14 protein-coding genes are annotated in these 15697 nt (G+C 65.0%); 6 read left to right on the forward strand and 8 right to left on the reverse strand.

Annotated elements, in window-relative coordinates; genetic code table 11:
• Positions 1-41 precede the first annotated feature (41 nt).
• The 3 genes from AB0J47_RS27415 to AB0J47_RS27425 all read right to left on the reverse strand — a co-directional run bounded on the left by AB0J47_RS27415 (position 42) and on the right by AB0J47_RS27425 (position 4635).
• Positions 42-3323 carry a DUF4132 domain-containing protein gene (locus AB0J47_RS27415; RefSeq protein ID WP_364351896.1) on the reverse strand — a complete coding sequence of 1094 codons (3282 nt, stop codon included), beginning with the start codon at positions 3321-3323 and terminating at the stop codon, positions 42-44.
• A gap of 134 nt (positions 3324-3457) precedes the next feature.
• Positions 3458-3997, reverse strand: coding sequence for a carboxymuconolactone decarboxylase family protein (locus AB0J47_RS27420; protein ID WP_364351898.1), 540 nt, complete (start codon positions 3995-3997; stop codon positions 3458-3460).
• Positions 3998-4047: 50 nt separating this feature from the next.
• Positions 4048-4635 (reverse strand): peroxiredoxin, encoded by a 588-nt coding sequence (locus tag AB0J47_RS27425; RefSeq protein ID WP_364351900.1) that lies wholly within the window; start codon positions 4633-4635, stop codon positions 4048-4050.
• A gap of 113 nt (positions 4636-4748) precedes the next feature.
• On the opposite strand from AB0J47_RS27425, the gene AB0J47_RS27430 reads away from it, so the two are divergent.
• Positions 4749-5663: a hydrogen peroxide-inducible genes activator gene (locus tag AB0J47_RS27430; protein WP_364351902.1), complete on the forward strand. Its 915-nt coding sequence runs from the start codon at positions 4749-4751 to the stop codon at positions 5661-5663.
• A 10-nt stretch (positions 5664-5673) separates the two neighbouring features.
• Here AB0J47_RS27430 and AB0J47_RS27435 read toward each other — a convergent pair whose 3' ends face one another.
• Complete coding sequence (locus AB0J47_RS27435) at positions 5674-6108, reverse strand: MarR family transcriptional regulator (RefSeq protein ID WP_364351905.1); 435 nt, start codon at positions 6106-6108, stop codon at positions 5674-5676.
• An 86-nt stretch (positions 6109-6194) separates the two neighbouring features.
• On the opposite strand from AB0J47_RS27435, the gene AB0J47_RS27440 reads away from it, so the two are divergent.
• A complete protein-coding gene (locus tag AB0J47_RS27440) occupies positions 6195-7040 on the forward strand; it encodes an NAD(P)H-binding protein (RefSeq protein ID WP_364351908.1) in 846 nt (281 codons plus the stop codon).
• Between the two features lie 94 nt (positions 7041-7134).
• On the opposite strand, the gene AB0J47_RS27445 is transcribed toward AB0J47_RS27440, so the two are convergent.
• A complete protein-coding gene (locus AB0J47_RS27445; RefSeq protein ID WP_364351911.1) occupies positions 7135-8058 on the reverse strand; it encodes a hypothetical protein in 924 nt (307 codons plus the stop codon).
• A gap of 149 nt (positions 8059-8207) precedes the next feature.
• Between AB0J47_RS27445 and AB0J47_RS27450 the strand changes: the two genes are divergently transcribed.
• From AB0J47_RS27450 to AB0J47_RS27465, 4 genes are all read left to right on the forward strand, one after another.
• Complete coding sequence (locus tag AB0J47_RS27450; protein ID WP_364351914.1) at positions 8208-8672, forward strand: gamma-glutamylcyclotransferase family protein; 465 nt, start codon at positions 8208-8210, stop codon at positions 8670-8672.
• A gap of 49 nt (positions 8673-8721) precedes the next feature.
• Complete coding sequence (locus tag AB0J47_RS27455; protein WP_364351917.1) at positions 8722-9312, forward strand: TetR family transcriptional regulator C-terminal domain-containing protein; 591 nt, start codon at positions 8722-8724, stop codon at positions 9310-9312.
• 88 nt (positions 9313-9400) lie between these two features.
• The gene (locus AB0J47_RS27460) at positions 9401-10135 is read left to right on the forward strand and encodes an SDR family NAD(P)-dependent oxidoreductase (RefSeq protein ID WP_364351920.1); all 735 of its coding nucleotides are present in this window, start codon (positions 9401-9403) and stop codon (positions 10133-10135) included.
• Between the two features lie 271 nt (positions 10136-10406).
• A complete protein-coding gene (locus tag AB0J47_RS27465; RefSeq protein ID WP_364351923.1) occupies positions 10407-10577 on the forward strand; it encodes a hypothetical protein in 171 nt (56 codons plus the stop codon).
• 143 nt (positions 10578-10720) lie between these two features.
• Here AB0J47_RS27465 and speD read toward each other — a convergent pair whose 3' ends face one another.
• From speD to AB0J47_RS27480, 3 genes are all read right to left on the reverse strand, one after another.
• Positions 10721-11923, reverse strand: a complete 1203-nt coding sequence (speD, locus tag AB0J47_RS27470) for an adenosylmethionine decarboxylase (RefSeq protein ID WP_364351926.1) — start codon at positions 11921-11923, stop codon at positions 10721-10723.
• A gap of 8 nt (positions 11924-11931) precedes the next feature.
• Positions 11932-13032 carry a type III PLP-dependent enzyme gene (locus tag AB0J47_RS27475; RefSeq protein ID WP_364352065.1) on the reverse strand — a complete coding sequence of 367 codons (1101 nt, stop codon included), beginning with the start codon at positions 13030-13032 and terminating at the stop codon, positions 11932-11934.
• Positions 13033-13158: 126 nt separating this feature from the next.
• Positions 13159-15657, reverse strand: a complete 2499-nt coding sequence (locus AB0J47_RS27480; protein WP_364351929.1) for a DUF3516 domain-containing protein — start codon at positions 15655-15657, stop codon at positions 13159-13161.
• Positions 15658-15697 lie beyond the last annotated feature (40 nt).

Below are 15697 nucleotides of genomic sequence, written 5' to 3' on the forward strand. Positions count from 1 at the left end.
GACATGCCGATTTGCCCGTTATGTCTGTCTCGGAACTGCTGTCAATGCGGGCCGCGGAGCCACGCGAGATCACGCAGGATCTCCGAAATGGTGACAGGGCTGAGGTCGGCGAAGGTGGAGCCATTGTTGCCCGCAAGCGCGGCATATCTGAGCTCGTGCACGGGAGCGACCGATTCGAACGGCTCCATGCCCGGATCGATCCCGATGCTGAAAACCCGGTCGTCCGGAAGCCGTTTGTCGAAGGTATCGATGCGACCGTCATCGCCGCGTTCGGGTGGATTCCAGCCGCGGTCGGTCAGGCCGTGGATACGGCCGACGGGCACAGTGGCGTTTGCCGGAATCGGCACGGAGGAACCGGCGAGCAGCTCCGGATCCGGATGGTGCACCTCCCGGCCGAGCTGTGAAAATGGTTGCAGGAGTTCGTAGTCGGCGAGCACATCGGCCCAAGCAGTGGTCAGTTCGGTGCCGAGGTGGAGGGGATGGGCAATACCGACAACGGCGTCCTCGGCGACTTCGAGGGTGGCGTTGCCGGCGTCGGTGAAGGAGTTGTCCTCGGCGATGCGGAACGAGGCGAGCACCTGGTCGTCGCGATAGGTCGCCCAGATCAGTCGGCGAGTCACGTTGATGCGCACCGGATGTGCGATGAACAGGGTGCGTAGTTCGTCGAGGGTGAAGCGGCGTTCGGTGACCATGGCGCGCTCGAGTCGTCGGATCTGGTCGGCGGCGAACTTCTTGACGGACTTGAGGATCGAGCGATACGTCGCGGTCGCATCGGCGGCGCAGTATGCGTCGTCGTGAACTCCAGCCTTGGGCAGCGCCTTGTAGCGGGTGCCGTCGGTACCGGTAATGGTGGGGCGCAACTGTTCATCGAAGCCAAGCATGAACTGGCGCGGCCCGAAGTCGAGCAGTGCCGTGCCGTCGGGGCGCAGTCCGAGATCCGGAACCAGGCGGTCGGCGAGTTGATCCTCGCTCAAACCCAATTCGTCCGCGACATCGGTGACCCGGGTCTGCGCCGCATCCCGGACCGCCGCGTTTCGGCCCTTCTCGCTCAACGTGATCAATGCCGACAAGGCGTGCTCGGTACCGATTGCGGCGAGAGTGTCGAGCGCATTGTCCTTGGCCCCGCTCCAGAGGATATTCGGCAGCAGCTCCTCGACCGTCTCATCATTTCCGAAGGCGGCCAACACTTCCCAGACCCAGGTGTCCTTCGACGGCGCGCCCGCCCTGTTCCACTGGCTGTGGATCGCACCGGCCGCGGCGGCTGAACTCGCCGCGTCGCAGTCTTCGCGAACTCGTGCCAGCGCCGCATGCGGCGCACCGGGTTCGGACAACATCATGAACGTAACGAGATTGGCGACCGCATCGGGCGGAAGCACATGGCCGCCGGTCAACCCGATCGCGGGCAGCTCGGAAATCGACAACCATTGTGGCAGAACGGGCATCCGCGCGGGCACGATCTCGGCGGGATCGGTATCGAGCAACTCGCGCACCGCCGCGGTGGCGTCGTATGCGGCCGCGGCGGCAATGATGGCATCGGTGTGGCCGAGTGTGACCAGGGTACGCAGCGCCGCGGCATGCGTGCGTCTTGCCTTGCGCGCCTTGCCGATCGCGCCCGGAATGAACGCGGTCGCGGCGTAGGCGGGATGGCGGCGCAACCAGTCCAGTGCGATGCGGCGGCGTGAGCGCAGGCGCAGCCAGTCCACGACCAGTTCGGCGACGGCCGGACTTTCGAAGGGGGCGATCGCCGCAGCGTGGTCGCGTGGTCGCCGTACGACAGTGTCGATGATCAGATCGTGCGTCGCGGCACCGTGTGCGGCGGTGAGTGCGAGCAGTGGAGTGGCCGACCAGAGACCCCAGCCCACGGTGCTGGTGCGCAGATACGGTTCCGCGATCGCGAAGTCGACCTGGGTTAGTGCCTGCAATGTCCAGTCATTGAGAAAGTCATTGCCCGGCGGAATGCGCTCCAGCCGCTCGTGTATCTCGTCCTCGGACAGCGTGCCGACGGTGTCGAGCCATTTCTCCCGTTCGCCAGCGCGCCACGAAACAGCAACGCCCGCAGGAACTTCGAGCGCCATAGCGGCAACCGGCTTACGGCGCGGTCGTTGCCATGGCGGTGTGCTCAGGATCGCGGGAACCAGTCGGGCGGGAGCCTCTTCGACCGTCTGCTCTGCGGGCCGATTCTCGGTGATCAACTGCTGTGCGGCTTCGGGTAGTTCGTATCGCATGGCGACGGCGAGTTCGGGATGGCGGCGGACATGCTGGCAGAAGTCGACGACGCTCTCCTGCCGGGCGGTCCGTGCGCCGAGCACACGCATGGCACGTGCCGGAAACCGTTCGGTCGAGGCGAGCAGCGCCGCAGCGGTCACGTTGCGCCACGAGTGCCCGGCCAGGAAGTCCATCGCTTCGTCAGCGGGGAGGTGGGCGAGGATGCGCGACAGGGTTTCCGGTCCCGGTGCGGAGCTATTGCCCTGACCCGCCTCCCATAGTCGAGTGAGGACCGAGGCGGCGTCGGCGCCGAGATGTGCCGCGACACTGTAGATCAGCGATTTGTTGTCGCGCAGCAGGTGCCAGTGCCAGCCGAGCAGATCGAGGATGCGGTGCGCGTGTGCCGAATCGGTCACCGAAGCGAGCAGGAAGATCGATCCGAATCCGTCGGTGAGTTTCGGATCGGCGAGATCGTGTGTGACCCAGTCCTGTTCGGTGGGGAACAGGTACGAGGTGAGCAACCGGATCGAGAGCGGTTCGCGGCGCAGCTGCCGTGCCTGGTCCAAGGCGTCGGCGTAATCCATCTCCCTTGCGGCGGCCAGCAAAGTGCGCAATCGGCGGACCAGGGTGGCGGGCGGATCGCAGGGACGTGAAACCACCAAGCGATTCGATTGCCCGCCCCAGGTATCCGAAGCTTCCGCGCAGATGCCGCTGAGTGCGGCCACGGTCGCCACGGCACAGCCGAGACCATGGGTGGCGACCAGATAATCGGCCAGATCCGCGTGGTCGTCGTAGTAGCGGCCGAGGGCCCTGTCATCCCACAGCTTCGTGTCCATGCCGATCGCGGCGCATACGGCCGCGCCGAGTGGGTCGGCCTGCCGATCAGTCAGATACCGCGCACCCCGTTCGGCGAGCACCTTGTGCGAGCCGGAATGGCTCAGGATAGCGCGGATCCGATCCGTGGACTGCGCCAACTTGTCGGAGACCGTCTGTGCCGCAGCCACATTCACCGAAACCCTGCGCGCGGGCCACCGGCCGCGGAACGGATCGGTTTTCGACCACCAGGCGGCGGGTACCACCCAGATGTCCTCATCGGTCGGCGGCGTGCGGATAGCCATCGGCCTGCTCCCTTGTTCGCGAGGTGCGTATCGCGGACAGGCTAGCGAGGCGCTCCGACACGTGCCGGTCGGCGCGGAAACGACAACGGCCCCGTCCTATTCGGACGGGGCCGTTGCGCGTTTCCGGCGAAATATCAGACCGCGGCGGTGGCCAGCGTCTCCGTGGATTGCACGGCCTGGCCGACACCGGCGACGATCGCGGCCGCACGCAGCGATTCGAAGATCACCTCACGCGAGACGCCCGCCTCGCGCAGTGTCTTCTCATGCGCCTCCAGGCAGTGCGCGCAGCCGTTGATCGAGGAGACAGCGAACGACCACAGCTCGAAATCGGCCTTGTCGACACCCGGGTTGCCGATGATATTCATCCGCAGACCGGCACGCAGATCGTCGTAGCGTCCTTCCAGAAACGCTTTGCCCCGGTAGAACACATTGTTCATGCCCATGATCGAGGCGGCGCCGAGTGCGGCGTTGTAGGCCTCCGCGGACAGATTGTCCGCGGCTTCCTCGGCGATTTCGCGCAGCGTCGTCGCAGACCGGGTCGCGGCCGCCGACGCGAGCAGCGTGCCCCACAGTTGCTGTTCGTTCAGCACGGTGGTGCGTGTGATGGACGACAGATTGAGCTTGAGGTCCTTTGCGTACTCGGGAAGGGAGTTCTTCAGGGTCTCAATGCTCATTCGGCGAATCCTCTTCTCGTTCGGGGGTTTTCAGGTGGTGCGGATAGTGCTCAGACGCTCGCGGCGAGCAGTTCGCCCGCGTTGATGGTCGGGTCGCCCTTCTTCCAGTTGCAGGCGCACAGCTCGTCGGATTGCAGCGCGTCCAGCACGCGCAGCACTTCGTCGACATTGCGGCCGACCGAACCGGCGGTCACCGAGACGAACTGGATCTCGTTGTTCGGGTCGATGATGAAGGTGGCGCGGTCGGCGACGCCGTCGACATTGAGAACGCCGGCGGCGGTGGCCAATTCACGCTTGAGGTCGCTCAGCATCGGGAACGGGAGGGTCTTGAGATCCTCGTGCTGGGCGCGCCACTGGAAATGCACGAACTCGTTGTCGACCGAGGCGCCGAGCACCTGCGCGTCGCGATCGGCGAACTCCTCGTTGAGCTTGCCGAAGGCGGCGATCTCGGTCGGGCACACGAAGGTGAAGTCCTTGGGCCAGAAGAAGACGATGCGCCACTTGCCGGCGTGATCGTCGGAGGTGATGCGGGTGAAGTAGTCGTCAGGCTGCTGAGCGTCGACCTTCGACAGGTCACCGCCGATCACCGCGGTGAGGTTGTATGCCGGGAACTGGTCGCCGATGGTCAGCAAAGCCATGCTTGTCTCCTCGTCAGTCGGTTTGCTAGAGCGAGTGGATCGAAAAGCTCACAACGATCTTGCCCAAAGGCCGGTGAAAGGTAAACGTGATCAGTCGCACTACACTGATAGGCGTGACTGATCAGACTTATCAGCCGACCCTGTCGCAGCTGCGTGCGTTCGTGGCCGTCGCGGAGTACCGCCACTTCGGCACCGCAGCCGCGCGGCTCAGTGTGAGCCAGCCCACGTTATCGCAGGCTCTTGCCGCATTGGAACACGGGCTCGGCCTGCAGCTGATCGAGCGCAGCACCCGACGGGTGCTCGTCACCGCCGCGGGTATGCGGCTGCTTCCGCAGGCTACGGCGACACTCGAGGCGGCCGATCGATTCGTCGCCTCGGCGACCGGTGACAGCCTGGGCGGCACCCTGCGGATCGGCATCATTCCGACGGTTGCCCCGTATGTGCTGCCGGATCTGCTGCCCGAATTGCGCAAGGTATTGCCCGCCTTGAATCCTCAGGTGATCGAGGATCAGACCGCCCGGCTGCTGGAGGGATTGCGCACCGGCGTCCTTGATGTCGCGCTGCTCGCACTGCCCACCGAGGCGCCGGGGCTGGTCGAGATCCCGTTGTACACCGAAGAATTCGTGCTGGTGACCCCGCGCGGTCACGAACTGGCTGGTCGCACCGATATCGCACCCGACACCCTGGACGCGCTGCCGCTGCTGCTGCTCGATGAGGGCCATTGCCTGCGTGATCAGACCCTGGAGTTCTGCCGCTCCGCCGATGCTCATCCGGGGGCGGTCGGCGATACCCGTGCCGCGTCGCTGGCGACCGTGGTCCAGTGCGTGGCGGGTGGCCTGGGGGTGACATTGATTCCGGAGATGGCGGTGGCCGCCGAAACCGCGCGCGGCACACTGGAAATCGCGCATTTCGCCGCACCCGCGCCGGGGCGCACGCTCGGTCTGGCGTTTCGCGCGTCGACGGCGCGCGCGGACGATTACGAACGGTTGGCGCAGATCATTCGGTCCCAGCGGCCAGGAGTGAACTGAGTCCGCGCGATCAGGGTGCGGCCTCGCCGAGGAGTTCGGTCGCGGTGTCGTGGATTTTGCGCAGGGCGCTCATGAGGTGACGGCGTTCAGTGGGGGTGAGGTCGGCGGTCACCTTGTCCTCCAACGCTTGTCGCTGTGCCTCGATCGGCTGTTGGAGCGCGCGGCCCTTATCGGTGAGCCAGAGGCGGACGAGGCGGTTGTCGTGGTCGTCGCGACGGCGCTCCAGCAGGTCCGTAGCGGTCATACGGGTGGCCATCTTGACGACGGTCGGTGTGGTGACGTTCAGCGCGGCAGCGACCTCGCCCGGGGTGCGACCATCCTGCTCCCACAGCAGTGCCAGTACGTGATTCTGGCCCAGATGTAGTCCATGCGTGCGCATTTCGCGGTCCGCTAGTGCGCGCAGCATCTTCGAGCTGCGGCCGTGTAGGTCGAGGAACTCGGGCACTTGTCGGATCTCCTCGGCTGTTGACGAATGGATCGTTAGCCGTCTAACGTTCGACTTCATTAGACGGCTAACGATGTGGAGATCTGATGATAGTGGTCACCGGTGGCACCGGAAATATCGGTCGTGAACTCGTCGGCGAACTCGCTGCCAGAGATGCGGAATTCCGTGTCCTCGTGCGCGATCCGGCTCGCGTCTCGGATCCGGACCGGGGTGAGTTGATCGTCGGCGATTTAGACGATCCGACGACACTCGCGCCCGCATTCGACGGTGCCGACGCGCTGTTCCTGCTGGTGCCCGGCATCGGCCTGGAGCACACCGTCGATGCGGTGAACGCGGCGCGAGCGGCCGGAGTGCGGCATATCGTGCAGTTGTCGTCGTTCAACGCGATGGGCGATCCGGTACCGGCCATGGGGCGTTGGCATCGCGAGCGCGAGCAGGTCGCCGCCGAATCCGGCATACCGGTGACCGTGCTGCGGCCCGGTGGGTTCATGACGAATGCGCTGGCGTGGGCGCCGGCGATCGGCTCCGGCGGCGCGGTCCTCGACCCGACCGGACCCGGCCGCTACGCCCCGATCGACCCTGCCGATATCGCCGCGGTGGCAGCCGAGGTCCTCACCGGTGACGGTCACCACGGCATGACCTATACCCTCACGGGTTCGCAAACCTACACTGTCGCAGAACAAGTCGCGACCATCGCCCGCACGATCGGCCGCGCCATCGAGGTGCACGAGGCGGCCACACCGCAGGAGGCGTTGGAATCCCGCTACCCGGGCGGCGCGCCACCAGCGCTGGCGGCGGCGATCATCGAGGGGTTCGAGTTGATGCGCGCCGATACGGTGGGGTTTCGCACCGACACAGTGCCTGAGCTGCTCGGCAGGAGTCCGCGTACGTTCGCCGATTGGTGTGCGCGCAATGTCGACGCGTTCTTGTAGGCACACCGTGCCAGGTGACCCCGCCCACCATCGACGACAAGGCGCCCACCCAAGCCTGGTTCAACTACTGCGCAAAAGGTGCCACATGAAGACGCTAATTGCAGGTTTCGAATTCGGTGCGGAGTCGACGCTGCAGGGCTATGGCCTCGGGGGTGAGGTAGTGCTCGGGGTGGGCGTCGGCGGCGGTGGTCTGATCGGAGCATCCGGCGACCTGGACGCTTCCGGTGAATTGTTTGTCGGGCGAGTAGCTACCCCAGTTCCAACGTAGGTCCATCGGATGGTCTGGTGTCGGCCGGGTTTCGGCGATGACCGCGGTCAGGTCCTGATAAGCGGTATCCGGGCTGTGGACTCCGACAGAGAGATTCGCGATATGCCCGTTGATGATGCGGACGAAAGTGACGGGTATGGGGAGCCCGGTCAGCAGGGCCTGGATGTCCTGTTCCTGCTGGGTGCCGAATGGTAAGTCGACGGTCCAGACCGGCTGCCGGTCGGCGGGCCGGATGGTGACCTGCGTCGGATCGTTGCCGAGGACGGTGCGCACGGCTGCCAGGGAATCCGTTGTGGGCGGAGACTTTTCGATCTCGAAACCGGAGGTGGTCCAGGTGATGGCGGCACCGGGGAGGCTTGTGTCGAGTTGGCGGAGCTCGTGGGTGCGGGCAGCGATTCGATGCGGGTCCAACTCGGCGTCCAGCTTCAACTCGAGTCGATCGCCGACGATGATCTCGGTCGACTGCTGGTAGGAGTCGAAGTCGCGCTGCTTGATGGTATTGATCCGGTCGACAACCTCCGCGACCTGGGCTTCGGAAGCCGCACGCATCGATAGGTCCAAGTCCAGGTAGGTGCCCCGGGTGAAGTCGTTGGAGTAGTCGACGGAAATGTTTTCCACGCCCGGCATGGCGCCGAGCTCATCCCGCAGCCGATCTGCCTGCGGCCGACCGTCGGGTGCGGTCGTGCACCCGGCAAGGGCAACCGAAACGATGGCGACGGTAATACCCGCCGCGAGCGTGCGCCGGATCATGGGTGCCTTCCTGTAGCGGCGTGCGGGCGGTCGCGGCCCCGCGGGCGTATCGGCTCCAGTGGCACGGTACGCGTTCGCACGCCGAATTCCCGGTAGCAGGCGTCGGTGTCGGGCCGATTGCGCGAGCTCGTCGGGCGTAATCTCCGCTGGTGGGCAGTTCGAAAGGGTTCGTGGTGGATAACTCGGGTGGCACCGAGCGGCTGGGTCGCGCTATCGCGAACGGTGATCAGCTGTTCGTCTACGGGACATTGCAGTTTCCGGAAGTATTGGGCGAGTTGATCGGGCGGTGTCCGGAATTGGTGGCGGCGGAGCTGACCGGGTGGCGGGTGGCGGCACTGCCGGGGCGGGTGTATCCCGGGTTGGTGCCCGCCGCGGGTGGGGTTGCGCGAGGTGTCGTGCTGTCGGGGCTCGACGCGGGGGAGTGGGCGGTGCTGGATGCGTTCGAGGATGACGAGTACGAGTTGCGACGGGTTCAGCCGGGTCCGGCCACGTCGGCGTGGACGTATGTGTGGACTTCCGTTGTCGCGCAGGATAATTGGTATGCCGAGCGCTTTGCCGCCGAGCATTTGGGCGCGTTCGTGGCTCGGTGCGCCGAGTGGCGCAGACTGCTCTGAAGCAAGGCAAGATTTGCCATTCCAAGACGACCGGTCATATATTAATGCAATGGCGCGACCCCGACGCAGCGATGACACTCGGCAGCTTCTGGTGGAGCACGGTGCTGCCGGCTTCCTGACGAACGGCTATCACGGGACAGGTATCAAGCAGATCCTGGATGCGGTCGGAGTGCCGAAGGGGTCGTTCTACAACTACTTCGATAGCAAAGAGAGTTTCGGGCAGGCCATAATCGACCACCATTCGCTGTGTGTGCAGCGGAATCTGGCCGAGGCGCTCGGGAGTTCGCCGGATCCGGTCGCCGGATTGCGAGCGTTCTTCGGACGGCTCATGGATGACTTCGTGCGGGCGGAGTTCACCGGTGGATGCCTGATCGCGAACCTCGGCGGGGAACTCGAGGGCAGCGCGGTCCTGCGCGAATCCTTGGCGGTGGCCTGGCATTCCTGGCGGGACGGGGTGGCGGCGGCGCTACGGCGGGCGCAGGAGCTCGGGATGATTCGCGACGATATCGACGCCACAGGACTGGCCGATCTGCTACTGGAGTCCTGGGAGGGTGCGGTGCTCAGGATGAAGATCGAGCGCTCGCTCGAACCGTTGCACAAGTGTTTGCGTCGACTGCTGGATGACTACTTTCGGGTCTGACCCGTAGGTATTGCCGTCCTGCGTGGCCGTGTATCTATTCCAAGACGACCGGTCGTATCGGTGAGTATCACGAGGAAGAGAGAAGAATATGGTCAAGACGGTCATCATCACCGGATCCTCCAGTGGGATCGGGCGCGATATAGCTCGGGCCTTCGTGGAGCGTGGCGACAATGTCGTGCTCAACGGACGGGATGCGGACAAGCTCGCGACGGTGGCGGATTCGTTGGGCGCGCCCTCACAGTTGGCGGCATTCGCTGGTGATATCGCTAGGCCTACAACGGGTTCCGAGCTGGTTCGCCTTGCGGTGGAGCGGTTCGGTCGAGTGGATGTGTTGGTGAACAACGCCGGGATCTTCGGCGCGAAGCCGTTCGTCGACGTCACCGAGGCGGATCTGGACGGCTACCTGAACGGGAACCTCAAGGGGACCTACTTCACCACACAGGCCGTCGTGCGTCAGCTGCGAGCGCAGAAAAGTGCTGGCAGCATTGTGAATATCGGGACAGTGCTGATCAACCACGCGCTCGCGGGGCTGCCCGCATCGGCGGCGCTGGTCAGCAAGGGTGGCGTTCACGCACTGACGACGAGCTTGGCTGCGGAACTCGCCGCCGACGGCATCCGAGTCAATGCCGTCGCACCCGGCATCATCCGCACTCCGCTGTTCGGTGACGGCGACGAAAGTGCCTCGGGCCGACTGGCTTTGCTCAATCGAATCGGTGAGGTGAGCGAAACAACCGCAGCGGTGCTGTATCTCGCGGACGCAGCCTTCACCACCGGCCACATCCTCCCCGTCGACGGCGGGTTCATCTCGGGAAGGTCCGCGTAATGCCTCACGGTCGCAACCGTTAAGGATTCCGCAAGCCATATTGCGCAGGCTGTGCTCATGAAAGCTCTTGTTGCGCTGGGGATTCTCGGATTCGGATTGATTGCCGGCGCTGGTCCCGCCACAGCGGGGGCCGGTGCGCACGCCGGTTCCTGTGCGGGCACGGTGAACGGGTGGGGGTCGTTCACCGCGATCACGAATCAGGTCGCGCGTGCAAGACGGCAGGATCTCGAGCGAGAATCACACGCACTCCTTCAGCGGTTTCCTCGCCGGTATGGAGGATGCGCAGATCGTCTCGGCCGATGACCGTCATGTGATCTACCGGCGCGCGAAGATTGATCTCGCTATTCCGTATGTGAAGGGCGCCGGGCTGTACTTCCGCAATAATGCTGCTGTCGGCACGCCCACCCGTTCGGGCAACTGGTATCAGCTCTGCACTTATTGACCACCCGGCACGCTGACAATCGCTCAGCTTGCGGCCGCGGCGATCAGGCCCCGGCAGTGTGCCGGAGAGCGGGGGGAGTATTCGGTCGAATCGCACCGGCTCACGGGAAATCCTTTGGGAGCCGGTGCGATTCGAGGTTACCGCTAAACCCGCAGCGCGTGCGGTTCGATCGCGCCACGCACCAGCGCCCGCGCATCGATCGTTTCGGCGCGGTAGGGCAGCGTGCCCAGCCGATCGGTCATCGCCTGCACCGGGTCATCGATCCGGTCATTCAACCCGAACAGGAATGTCCACTCGTGCTCATCGCTGCCGTACTGCACCACGGTATCGAACTGCTCGTGGAAGCGCTTCCAGGACCGCTTCAGCGTCTCGTTGCGCCACATCGTCGCGCATCCGGCCTGTGCGCTGAGTACGCCGCCGGGCGCGAGCAGTGCCTGACATCGCGACAGGAACTCCGACTCGTAGAGCCGGTTGTGCTGCGCGTCCTCGACCCGCTCATCGGGCAGATCGATGACGATCACGTCGTAGCAGGTACCCGCCTTGGTCGCGTTGGCCAGGAAGTCCCAGCCGTCGGCGTAGTGCACCTTGACCGGGCCCGCACCCTTCACCGCGGCGGCCAGTTCATCGCTGGTGTAGCCGTAGGGCAGGTGCTCGGCGCACAATTCGACCTCGCGCTGGTCGATATCGACGTGATCCACCAGCGTCGCACCCGCGGCGACCGACATCTGGCTGGCCACACCCTCACCCGAACCGATGATCAGCACCTTGTCCAGCTTCGCGGCCAGCGCGAAGGCTGGGACCATCATCGCCTCGTGGTAGGTCAGCTGGGAGAACTCCGTGGACTGGCGATCGTCGTCGGAGAACAGGCTGATGCCCTGTTCGGTGCGTGCGATCACCATGTGCTGGAACGGAGTGTGGGTATCGACGATGACCTCGTGCAGATCCCAGATGCGGGTCAGGCCATTGCCCACCGGTTCCTCGATCCGCGTCGAGCCGTGCCCGCGCTGGATGACCTGCATGCGAACATTCTTGGGAGACAACTTATCTCGCAGTAGTTCGACAGCCTTCGACGCGCCGGCGCCGATACTTCCGCAGGTGAATACGTCGACAAAGATGTCGCCGGACTCCGGATAAGTGTGAATCGAGGCGTGAGACTCCGACAACAGCGCGAGGACAGTCACCCCCTGCGGATCGAACTTCTTGTGTACGACATCGCAGATGGTGACGCCCGCGGCGATCAGAGACTCGCGCAACGCCGATTCGAGTCGTTCGAGGTCGTCGCAGAGGGTCGCGTCGACACCACCGAACTCGGCCAGCACATGCCAGCCGGTGAATTCCGCCGTCATGGGCAAACTCACTCTCGCTCAGCGCCCGAGACATGAACGGTCAAGGGCGGAAAACCATTGAAGGACACCGACGAATAACTCGCGGTATAGGCGCCGGTATCGAGGATCTGGATGCGATCACCGGCTCGCAACGAGGTCGGAAGAAGGACCTTCGTGCGTTGATACAGTACATCGTCGCCATCGCAGGTCGGTCCGGCCACCACCGCCTCGTCCACGGGATCTCCGTCACGTTCGGTGACGAAGCGGTATGCGATGTACTCGTTCTCGGTCTCGGCCATGCCGTTGTAGCGGCCGATGTCGAGATACACCCAGCGCCGTCCGTCCGGCGCTATGCGCACGCTGATGACCTCGGCGTGAATGGTGCCAGCCGAACCGACGAGCGCGCGGCCGGGCTCGATGACGAGTCCGGCGGTCTCGGGTAGGAATTCGGCGGTGGCGGCCGCGATGACGGCGCCGATATCGTCGAGTGCGGGCGCCGCCTCGACGTACGAAATGGGCAGGCCGCCACCGATATTCACCGACCGCACCGGAATATCCTTGTCCGCCAACGCTGCCACGATGCGGCCCGCCTGTTCGATACCGACGCGCCAGGCCCTCGGGTCGGTCTGCTGGGAGCCGACATGGAAGTAGGGACCGCCGACGATCAATCCGAGATCGCGTGCGCGCACCAGTAGGCGCAGCGCCTCGGTGGGAGAGCAGCCGAATTTGGTACCGAAGGGCGTCGTCGACTGCGGCGCCGAGGACAGGAACCGGCACTCGACCTCCGAGCCCGGCGCGTGCTCGACGATGCGCAGCAGATCATCCTCGGTGTCGAAGGCGTAGCGGCGCACGCCCGCGGCGTAGGCGGCGGCGATATGGGCGGCTTTCTTGATCGGGTTCCCGTAGCACATACGGGCCGGGTCGACGCTCTCGCGCAGGCACAGTTCGATCTCACCGACGCTGGCGACGTCGAACTCCGCGCCGTGACGGTCGAGCAGACCGATGAGTTCCGGGACCGGACTCGCCTTGACCGCGAAGCGAATTCGGGCTCCGGGTACCGCGGCCTGGAGCGCGCGGTAGTTCTCGCGCACCCGCTCTGGGTGGATGGCCAGATAGGGCGATTCGGGCAGGTTTGAACCGGTCAATCTAAGGGAACTCTCCGTCGTTTGGGGGTTGGCCGTCGTTCGGGCACCGCGCGAGAGAGTATCAGCGCGATGCCCCTGGTAACCAACTCGTTGACGACACCTTGATCATGATCACCCCGCGACTACCGTGACCTCGTCGAATACGACCTCGCCCGCGGCATCGGACTCGGCCAGATCGACCACCGCCGCGAGTGCCCAGCCGTGGTCCCCGGCGGGATCGTCGAGCACCTGGCGCACCTGCCAGAAACCGGTGCGTTGTTCCACCTGGAACAGTTGCGGACCGCGAGCGTCCGGGCCTGTGCCGATGCGCTCGTACTCGTCGAAGTAGGGCGTCAATTCGGCCGCCCAGTCCGGGCCTGTGCCCAACTCGGCGAGGGCCTCCCAGCGGCGCAGCGCGGCGAGTTCGACGCGACGGAACATGGCATTGCGGATCATCACCTTGAACGCACGTTCATTGGCCGAGATCGGCCGCACCGATTCCGCGCCGAAGGCGAGCTGATCCGCATCGGTCTCCGCGCCTGGATTGGTGAGCTGCTCCCATTCGTCGAGCAGACTCGAATCCACTTGGCGCACAAGCTCGCCCAGCCATTCGGTCATATCGTCGAGATCCTCGGTGCGCGCCGATTCCGGGACGGTACGCCGCAGCGCGCGGTAGGCGTCGGCGAGATAGCGCAGCACCACCCCCTCGGAGCGGGCCAGTTCGTAATGCGAGATCAGCTCGGCGAAGGTCATCGAGCGTTCGATCATGTCGCGGACAACCGATTTGGGGGACGGGGCGAATTCCGACATCCAGGGATGCCCGGCTCGGTAGGTCTCGAAAGCGGGCTCGATCAGCTCGGCCAGCGGTTTGGGCCAGGTGACCTCTTCCAGCAGCTCCATGCGTTCGTCGTATTCGATGCCGTCGGCCTTCATCTCGTTGATCGCCTGACCGCGGGCCTTGTGCTGCTGGGCCATGAGCAGCTGGCGCGGATCCTCGAGTGTCGATTCGATGAGGGAGATGACGTCGAGGGTGTAGCCGGAGGCGTCCTTGTCGAGCAGCTCGAGTGCGGCGAGAGCGAAGGGAGACAGGGGTTGGTCGAGGGCGAAATCGCGCTGCAGGTCGACGGTGAGTCTGGCGCGGCGGCCCTGTGCGTCGGGCTCGGGAAGCTGTTGCACCACACCCGCGTCGCGCAGCGCGCGGTACAGCCGGATGGCGCGCAGGATATGGCGACGTTGTGCGGGGCGCGGCTCGTGATTGTCCTCGAGCAGATGGCGCATGGCGTCGAAGCAATTGCCCGGGCGGGCGATCACATTGAGCAGCATGGAGTTCGTCACGTTGAAGCGCGACACCATCGGTTCGGGGCTGGCGGCGACGAGTCGGTCGAAGGTCTCCTCGCTCCAGGAGACGAAGCCCTCCGGCGGCTTGCGGCGCACCACCTTGCGCTGCTTCTTCGGATCGTCGCCCGCCTTGGCCAGCAGTCGGGTGTTCTCCACCTCGTGGTCGGGCGCCTGCACGACGACGGTGCCCATGGTGTCGTAGCCGGCCCGGCCCGCGCGGCCCGCGATCTGATGGAATTCGCGGGCCTTGAGCCTGCGGGTGCGCACACCGTCGAATTTGGTGAGGCCGGTGAGCAATACCGTGCGGATCGGCACGTTGATGCCGACACCGAGGGTGTCGGTGCCGCACACCACCTTCAGCAGACCGTCCTGGGCCAGGCGTTCCACCAGTCGGCGGTACTTGGGCAGCATGCCCGCGTGATGTACGCCGATACCGTGGCGGATCAGCCGGGACAGGGTCTTGCCGAAGCCGGAGGAGAAGCGGAAATCGCCCAGCGCCGTTGCGATGGCGTCCTTTTCGGCGCGGGTGGCGAAGTTGACGCTGGTCAGCGCCTGGGCGCGTTCCAATGCGGCGGCCTGGGTGAAATGCACGACGTACACCGGTGACTGGTTGGTCGTGACGAGATCTTCCAGGGTTTCGGTGATCGGGGTGCGCGCGTAGGAAAAGCTCAACGGGACAGGACGTTCGGTGCCCGCGACAATGGCGGTCGAATTGCCGGTGCGACGTTCCAAATCGGCGGCGAAGAAATCGACCTCGCCGAGAGTGGCCGACATCAGCAGGAATTGGGCGCCCGGAAGTTCCAGCAGCGGTACCTGCCAGGCCCAGCCGCGGTCCGGATCGGCGTAGAAATGGAATTCGTCCATCACGACCTGGCCGACATCGGCGGCAGCGCCCTCGCGCAGCGCCATATTCGCCAGGATCTCGGCGGTGGCGCAGATGATCGGCGCCTCCGGATTCACTGCCGCGTCACCGGTCACCATGCCGACCCGGTCCGCGCCGAAAACGTCGCACAGGGCGAAGAATTTCTCGCTGACCAGGGCTTTGATGGGCGCGGTGTAGTACGTGCGCAGGCCGCGCGTCAGCGCGAACAGATGCGCGCCGACCGCGACAAGAGATTTACCGGACCCGGTGGGGGTGGCCAAGATGACATTGGATCCGGACGCCAATTCCAGCAGCGCCTCGTCCTGTGCCGGATAAAGCGGGGTGCCCTGCTCGGCCGCCCACGCCCCGAAGGATTCGTAGAGTGCGTCGGCGTCGGTTCCCGGTATATCGAGCAGTTCGGTCAGATCCACTCCGACCACCCTACGGGCAGCCGTCTACGGCTCCGTCAGG

Origin of the sequence: Nocardia sp. NPDC049737 (genome assembly GCF_040674755.1) — a bacterium.
Taxonomy (GTDB): Bacteria; Actinomycetota; Actinomycetes; order Mycobacteriales; family Mycobacteriaceae; genus Nocardia.

Excerpts from the sequence above, each read along its gene's own strand:
- AB0J47_RS27425 (WP_364351900.1), bottom strand. The coding sequence starts at position 4,635 with ATGGCTTTGCTGACCATCGGCGACCAGTTCCCGGCATACAACCTCACC.
- speD (WP_364351926.1), bottom strand. The coding sequence starts at position 11,923 with ATGACGGCGGAATTCACCGGCTGGCATGTGCTGGCCGAGTTCGGTGGT.
- AB0J47_RS27415 (WP_364351896.1), bottom strand. The coding sequence starts at position 3,323 with ATGGCTATCCGCACGCCGCCGACCGATGAGGACATCTGGGTGGTACCC.
- AB0J47_RS27460 (WP_364351920.1), top strand. The coding sequence starts at position 9,401 with ATGGTCAAGACGGTCATCATCACCGGATCCTCCAGTGGGATCGGGCGC.
- AB0J47_RS27420 (WP_364351898.1), bottom strand. The coding sequence starts at position 3,997 with ATGAGCATTGAGACCCTGAAGAACTCCCTTCCCGAGTACGCAAAGGAC.
- AB0J47_RS27440 (WP_364351908.1), top strand. The coding sequence starts at position 6,195 with ATGATAGTGGTCACCGGTGGCACCGGAAATATCGGTCGTGAACTCGTC.
- AB0J47_RS27445 (WP_364351911.1), bottom strand. The coding sequence starts at position 8,058 with ATGATCCGGCGCACGCTCGCGGCGGGTATTACCGTCGCCATCGTTTCG.
- AB0J47_RS27465 (WP_364351923.1), top strand. The coding sequence starts at position 10,407 with ATGGAGGATGCGCAGATCGTCTCGGCCGATGACCGTCATGTGATCTAC.
- AB0J47_RS27455 (WP_364351917.1), top strand. The coding sequence starts at position 8,722 with ATGGCGCGACCCCGACGCAGCGATGACACTCGGCAGCTTCTGGTGGAG.